Genomic DNA, 6140 nt, shown 5'->3' on the forward strand with positions numbered 1-6140 from the left:
CAAAACCGGTTATTGTGTTGGGTGTGGAATAAATTAATTCACGCTGTTTTTTCTTTGTTTTTATTTTTGGAGTTTCTATGCAATTCACTATGAAAAGTACTCTGACAGTGTTGGCTGCGGCAACCCTGTTGGTCGCTTGCGGAAAGAAGGAAGAAGCAGCTGCGCCTGCAGCAGCTCCTGCAGCGCCTGCTGCTGCAGTTATCAAGATCGGCCACGTTGGCCCTACCAGCGGCGCTATCGCCCACCTGGGTAAAGACAATGAAAACGGTGCCCGTATGGCCATCGAAGAGCTGAATACAGCTGGTGTCACCATTGGCGGCAACAAGGTTACGCTGGAACTGGTGGCTGAAGATGATGCTGGCGATCCAAAGCAAGGCACTGCAGTTGCGCAAAAGCTGGTTGACTCCAAAGTCGCCGGCGTGGTCGGTCACCTGAATTCCGGTACCACCATCCCTGCATCCAAGATTTACAGCGATGCTGGCATCCCCCAAATCTCTCCTTCCGCAACCAACCCCAAGTACACACGCCAAGGCTTCAAGACTGCCTTCCGCGTTGTGGCCGATGACACCCAATTGGGCGGCACGCTGGGCAAGTACGCTGTTGGCACCCTGAAGGGCAAAGCCATCGCCGTGATCGACGACCGTACAGCCTACGGCCAAGGCGTTGCTGAAGAGTTCATCAAGTCTGTCGAAGCCGCTGGCGGCAAGGTCGTTGCGAAAGAATTTACAACTGACAAGGCAACTGACTTCAACTCGATCCTGACCACAATCAAGGGCAAGAAGCCCGATATCGTGTTCTTCGGCGGTATGGACGCTGTTGCCGGCCCCATGCTGAAGCAAATGAAGTCGCTGGGCATCAAGTCCAAGTTCATGGGCGGCGACGGCATCTGCTCTACAGAACTGGTCAAGCTCGGTGGCGACGCGATTGCTGACGACCAAGTGTTCTGCGCGGAAGCCGGTGGCGTCGAAGGCGAAGCCAAGGCTGGTATGGAAGAGTTCAAGACCAAGTTCAAGGCCAAGTTCAACGCAGACGTGCAAGTTTACGCACCCTACGTTTATGACTCCGTCAAGATCATGGTTGCCGCGATGGTCAAGGCCGGTTCTTCCGACCCAGCCAAGTACCTGCCCGTGTTGGCTGCCACTACAGACTACAAGGGTGTGACTGGCCCCATCTCCTTTGACGAAAAGGGTGACGTCAAGAACGGTGCTTTGACACTGAAGACCGTTCGCGCTGGCAAGCTGGAAGTTCTGGCTGTGATCCGCTAAGACGGATAGGCCTTGCAGCGAAAGCTGCATTGCAAGAAAAGGGCGCCTTCGGGCGCCTTTTTTTTTTCGAACATGCACGATGTGGCGTTACCGCGCGAGGTCGTTTTTTTTCTTGGGCTTCACTGGAGCTCTTGGTTGGGCGGAAACTGGGACCATTCCTGACTTTAGGTGTGCGTCAATCGCTTTGAAGGCATTGGCCCACTCTTTTGACTTCGTTTTAGTTGCTCCAAGGTTGACGGCGAGAGCTGCAAACTCTGTTGCCGCCGCACGGGCGTTGTCGATACCTTCCTGAGCCAGTTGGGGTGGAAGCGCCAGAGAGGTTGCAAACGCCACCAGATCGCCGCGGCTGATGTTCGTCCCTTTCCCATTAACGGTAGTCGTGTGCTCGTGGGTATGTCCGAATCCTGTGGAGGGGCACAAATCGAATGCCGGAGAAAGAGACCATTGGCCAGCGGCATCCATACAGAAGGCAAAATTCTTGGTGTGATCGTCTCTCATGGAAAGTGCCACATTGAAGCAAAGCTGGCGGTAGAGCTGCTCCAGGTCAGACGCTCCGCCGACCTTTTGAGCAAGCTTGGCAAGAGATGCATAGTCGAGGCTTGGCTCGCGGAAGTTGAGGCCCAGCATGGCTGCGACACTTTGAGTATGAATACGCTCGCCCGAGGGCAGGCGGTCAAATCTCTCCACCGCGAGCGCGGCCCCGCTGGGGTGGGTCAGCAGTTGCCCGCGAGYGGCCTTGACCCCGTACTTATTGGCCAACTCTAGACAGGCCGCTTCTAGGAACGGCTCATTCTTATCTCCTCTAGAAGGTGCAAACTTCAAAAGGCTCGGCACGAAGCCAATAGGAACCTTTGGCTGGTCGCCAAGGATGACCGTGGCTTTGTCTGGACCGATGGAGGCCCAAAACTTAGGTCGCGCTCCTAGAGCTGATCCGCCCGCACGTATGGCTGGCCTTGGAATATCCTTGAGGTTTTGTGCCTCGGCGCGAGCGGCCAAGGTAGCAGCCTCGAAGATGGTTGTCAGTAGTGGTTCGACATTTGCGTCCATCACTGGTTTGTAGGTCAATGCGCCTACACCACGCTCGCCAATCCAAGCGAGCCTATGCAAAGGGTTGACCTTTTCAAGGGCATATCCAGCGTCGCCGAGTCCCCTATTCATTAAGCGCAAGCCGAAACCGTCTGGTATCGAATCGGCGAACAAAGGGTGAATTCCCGAGAACGGCTCATGTTTGGCGTACGCAATGCCAGGCCCGCTTGGCATCATCAAAGGCGATAGTTCTAAGCCCGAGTCGAGTGCCTCCTGGCTCCACTCAAAAGCCGCAATTCGACTGCTTGATACCCAGACGCACTCCCCCACAACCATGCTGGATCCTCGGCCGTGGTCCAGGAATACTTGCAAGCGCGGCTGCTTTATCGGGGCGGCCTGTTTCGTCATCTCTTCAGCCTTACTCTCGCAGACTCAATCCTGGCGCGTTCGACGCGCTCGAGTTCATCGAGCGTCTGTGGTGCCGGCTTGCAACCCTCCCACACTGCGCGCCCCATTCCCAACGCCATCGTAGCTTTCAGAAAAGTAATGAACTCAACGTTTCCGCCACCCTCCAAATTTTTGATAGCTTGGAGACTCGCGCCGCTGGCCTTCGACAGGTCTTCCTGGCGCCACCCCTTGGCCGCGCGAGCGAGTTTGAGGTTCTGGCCGATGTCCTCGGCCAGATCGGGGAGATCCATTAATTCAAAAACCGATTTAATAGCGCTCATAAAATCTATTATATAGAGTAGTGAAGTTAACAGATCTTATGAAATCCACGCCTGTGCCTTTTTGGTGGTGTTGTCACCGTCAGGCTGCCACCTTGGGTGCGGAATGGTCGACCAGCCAACAGTGTTGGCACGCCCACCAGATCGCTGTGGTCGGTTGCTCAGCGGCGCAGTTGCTTGTTTGGTGATCATGTTCATTCGCTGAAAGGGCGGCAGGTTCAAGTGGCCACAGTAGCACGCCGGAATGGATTCAATCCTTGCGTAAGCCTTCTTCTGTCCATCCGCTGCCCTGGAAAAGACCACGCCGCCATGGCGGAACATCAACCATGAAACCAGATTCTTCAACAGACTCTGTAATCGGGCTAGGGCCTCAGTTGCGTTTTTATTCTCGTAGCTCACGAGTTTGAAAGTGACGCATAAACTCAGGTTAGAATACAAAGCTCTGGAGCGGTGGATGAGCGGTTTAAGTCACACGCCTGGAAAGCGTGCGTGGGGTTAAACCCACCGCGGGTTCGAATCCCGCCTGCTCCGCCAGATTGAAAAGCCTGCAACTCGAAAGAGTTGCAGGCTTTTTCTTTTTCGAGTCAGTGAGCTCGCAAGGCCAAGCCTCTGATGACATTCAACGTTGCTGCGACTATCGCTCCCATATTCCATTTGCTTGAAAACTCGTGGGTTAGCGTCTACACAGATCAATTTTTGCGGTTTTAAAGTATTCAGTGTGCCAATCCAATGGCGACCAACAAGACCCGCAACTGGAACATCAGCAAGGCGACGGCGGTGTTGTAAATGGTGTGCAATTTTTAGCCGAACTCTCATTGCCGACAACGCCGCGGCGCCGGTCACAGTGGCAATGTGTATTGGGCGCGGCTGGGGTGGTTGAGGTGCCGCAAGGCGGCTCTGCATTTGCCAACCAAAAGGCCATCTTGCGGTGGCCTTTTTTAGGGTGTGCAATATACGCTAAAAGCGTATAATCCCGAAATGCTAACAGTTATCGAAACACCCATCTTCATGCGCATGGCCGCAGAGGTGTTTGGTGATGATGAGCGTAAATTGCTGATCGACTGGATTGCGGGCAATCCGGAAGCGGGTGATGTCATACCGAGCGCGGGTGGTCTACGCAAAGTGCGGTGGAGCCGCGGTGGTATGGGGAAGCGGGGCGGCGCGCGGGTTATCTATTTCACGCGATTGGCCAGAGGTGAGATCGTGCTGATCGCGACTTATGCTAAAGCCAAGTTCGACAACATGCCCAATAGCGTATTGAAACAATGGAAGGAGGCCTACGATGCCTAAAACTGCCAAACTCGATCCGGAAATACAAGCCTTTGCTGCCGATGTGCTGGAGTCCATTCGCCAGGTCAAGCGAGGCGAAGGCAAGGTGCACCGCGTAACGCTGTCTGCCGCCGCAGAAGCGCGCGCCAAAGTGGGCATGTCGCAGTCTCAGTTTGCGGCGCTGATGGGGGTCTCCATACGCACCTTGCAAAACTGGGAACAGGGGCGCACGCAACCGTCTGGTGCGGCTAAAACTTTGCTGCGTATTGCTGCGCAAAATCCGGATGTGGTGCGATTGGCGGCGTGAGACCCCAAGCAGCTGTAACTTATGCCATGGTGCAGGTCATCAAAGCCAGCGGTTTCCCTGAGACAGGCGACATCTTGAGTGACGTGCGTTGGCTGGATGCCAACAAGGACGGAGTGATCAACTCCAGTGATTCGGGATTTGCGGCCATCAAGCGTGCGTGGACATCAATCAGGAAGGTGCGACGCAAGCGGGCGAGGGTCCGAATCTACAGTCACTGCAGATCACGGGTTTGATCTGGTAATGGGGTAGGTGCTGCACGCCGATGCTGTGAAGCTGAGGTGGCTCCTGCAAGCGCAGACATGCATATCGTTGCGCAGATGATCAAGAATGCATGTGTTGTCAAGCTGAGAATTTGTCAATAGTAGAAATCCTCGGGCGGTCAGGACCATTGACGCAAACTAAGTCACGATGTCTTTTGGCGAAAGGCGAATAAAGTCACTAAATTGCAAATAGCAAACAAAGGGGCGCTTGCTGTAATAGCGAATAGCGGTGAATTCAATGCATGATATCCAATGAGCTCCACGTTGCACAGGTCATTTCTTGCATGTGTCGCAAACATTTTTCTATTCTTGGCAACGATTTTAAGAAAGCGGGGGGCGAACAATGAGAAACTTATCGAGAGCTCAACTTCAGCAGCAATACGAAGGAAGTCGGCTTGCGGCAGCCGCACATGGGTTCATAGAATTCAAGCGCTAGTGCTGACGAATCCAAACTCTCAAGTGCTGTCCGCAAACTTGTTCAGTATTTGATTAGTCAAGGCCTTACCCTGCGCACAGATCAATAGCTTTGTCAGTCAGTAAAGCGATAACAAATGCAGTTTTTATCAAAACAGGATTTACAGCGATGGCTGGACGCTTCAACGAATCAGCCAAAAATAGGGGACGATTTTTTACCTTGGATAGATACCAGTCTTAGGGCATTTTTCCCATTTGCCAAACTGTTCATGGCCCACGGTGAATTGATTGCGGGTGGAATTAAGACGACACACTGGCGCGCAATCGGGCATGAGGTTCTTTATTTGGAGCAACTGGAAACCACGTTTGAATTGGAGCAGAGAGGCTCCATGTTTTGGTGGTTCATGAACAGGCAACCTTTTGTCATTGATCCTGCATTGCCACCACCATTCACAACTAAATTCGAGTTAGAAGAGATTCAGACATGTTGAATTCCGCTGAAGCCTGACCCAAGCTTTCCATCAATTCTTGACCCACACTCTTTTTGAACACATGGTGCTCACGTTGTGGATAAGTTCTTGATCTTCTCCTTTTTGGGTTGAGTCTTTGCAGAGCTATTCTTGAATTGTGTGGAGTTGCTTCAAATTGCGCCGCTGTTTCCGCGATTTCGTGACCTCCATTCCTAGCCACAAAGCCAGCTTCTCGGCGTAGGGATCGAGCTTGCTGGACCGGGTTTGGCTTGCGTACTTAGGCTCACTCTCGTCGGATCGCAGGTACTTCTTCACGGTGTTGCGAGCCAGGCCTGTACGCCTGGAAATCTCACGGATGGACATCTGTTCTCGCAGTGCCCAACGTCTGATGACATTCAATGTCG

Annotated in this window: 8 protein-coding genes, 1 tRNA gene and 1 pseudogene; 5 read left to right on the plus strand and 5 right to left on the minus strand. The window is 53.3% G+C overall.

The features are described from left to right. The first annotated feature begins 89 nt into the window (after positions 1 to 89). Entirely contained in the window at positions 90 to 1265 is a 1176-nt protein-coding gene (locus AC1DV6_RS10405) for a branched-chain amino acid ABC transporter substrate-binding protein (RefSeq protein ID WP_477977386.1), read from the plus strand. An 87-nt stretch (positions 1266 to 1352) separates the two neighbouring features. Here AC1DV6_RS10405 and AC1DV6_RS10410 read toward each other — a convergent pair whose 3' ends face one another. Genes AC1DV6_RS10410 through AC1DV6_RS10420 form a run of 3 tightly spaced genes read right to left on the minus strand, consistent with a single transcriptional unit; the run spans position 1353 to position 3415 of the window. Continuing rightward, the gene (locus tag AC1DV6_RS10410; RefSeq protein ID WP_477977387.1) at positions 1353 to 2699 is read right to left on the minus strand and encodes a type II toxin-antitoxin system HipA family toxin; all 1347 of its coding nucleotides are present in this window, start codon (positions 2697 to 2699) and stop codon (positions 1353 to 1355) included. Continuing rightward, entirely contained in the window at positions 2696 to 3019 is a 324-nt protein-coding gene (locus AC1DV6_RS10415) for a helix-turn-helix domain-containing protein (protein WP_477977388.1), read from the minus strand. The genes AC1DV6_RS10410 and AC1DV6_RS10415 overlap by 4 nt, the downstream gene beginning before the upstream one ends. 36 nt (positions 3020 to 3055) lie before the next feature. Continuing rightward, positions 3056 to 3415 (minus strand): hypothetical protein, encoded by a 360-nt coding sequence (locus AC1DV6_RS10420; protein ID WP_477977389.1) that lies wholly within the window; start codon positions 3413 to 3415, stop codon positions 3056 to 3058. Positions 3416 to 3460: 45 nt separating this feature from the next. On the opposite strand from AC1DV6_RS10420, the gene AC1DV6_RS10425 reads away from it, so the two are divergent. The 3 genes from AC1DV6_RS10425 to AC1DV6_RS10435 all read left to right on the plus strand — a co-directional run bounded on the left by AC1DV6_RS10425 (position 3461) and on the right by AC1DV6_RS10435 (position 4592). Continuing rightward, a tRNA-Ser gene (locus tag AC1DV6_RS10425) sits at positions 3461 to 3550 on the plus strand. A 444-nt stretch (positions 3551 to 3994) separates the two neighbouring features. After that, positions 3995 to 4306: a transcriptional regulator gene (locus AC1DV6_RS10430; RefSeq protein WP_477977390.1), complete on the plus strand. Its 312-nt coding sequence runs from the start codon at positions 3995 to 3997 to the stop codon at positions 4304 to 4306. Then, on the plus strand, positions 4299 to 4592 hold the full coding sequence (locus AC1DV6_RS10435) for a helix-turn-helix domain-containing protein (RefSeq protein WP_477977391.1): 294 nt from the start codon (positions 4299 to 4301) through the stop codon (positions 4590 to 4592). The genes AC1DV6_RS10430 and AC1DV6_RS10435 overlap by 8 nt, the downstream gene beginning before the upstream one ends. 19 nt (positions 4593 to 4611) lie before the next feature. Here AC1DV6_RS10435 and AC1DV6_RS10440 read toward each other — a convergent pair whose 3' ends face one another. Then, on the minus strand, positions 4612 to 4779 hold the full coding sequence (locus AC1DV6_RS10440; RefSeq protein WP_477977392.1) for a hypothetical protein: 168 nt from the start codon (positions 4777 to 4779) through the stop codon (positions 4612 to 4614). 624 nt (positions 4780 to 5403) lie between these two features. On the opposite strand from AC1DV6_RS10440, the gene AC1DV6_RS10445 reads away from it, so the two are divergent. Then, positions 5404 to 5757 (plus strand): hypothetical protein, encoded by a 354-nt coding sequence (locus tag AC1DV6_RS10445; RefSeq protein ID WP_477977393.1) that lies wholly within the window; start codon positions 5404 to 5406, stop codon positions 5755 to 5757. Positions 5758 to 5895: 138 nt separating this feature from the next. On the opposite strand, the pseudogene AC1DV6_RS10450 reads toward AC1DV6_RS10445, so the two are convergent. Next, a pseudogene (locus AC1DV6_RS10450) lies at positions 5896 to 6140 on the minus strand (IS21 family transposase); the annotation flags it as partial.

The sequence above is a fragment of the Rhodoferax sp. P2_H8_2 genome (genome assembly GCF_056403235.1).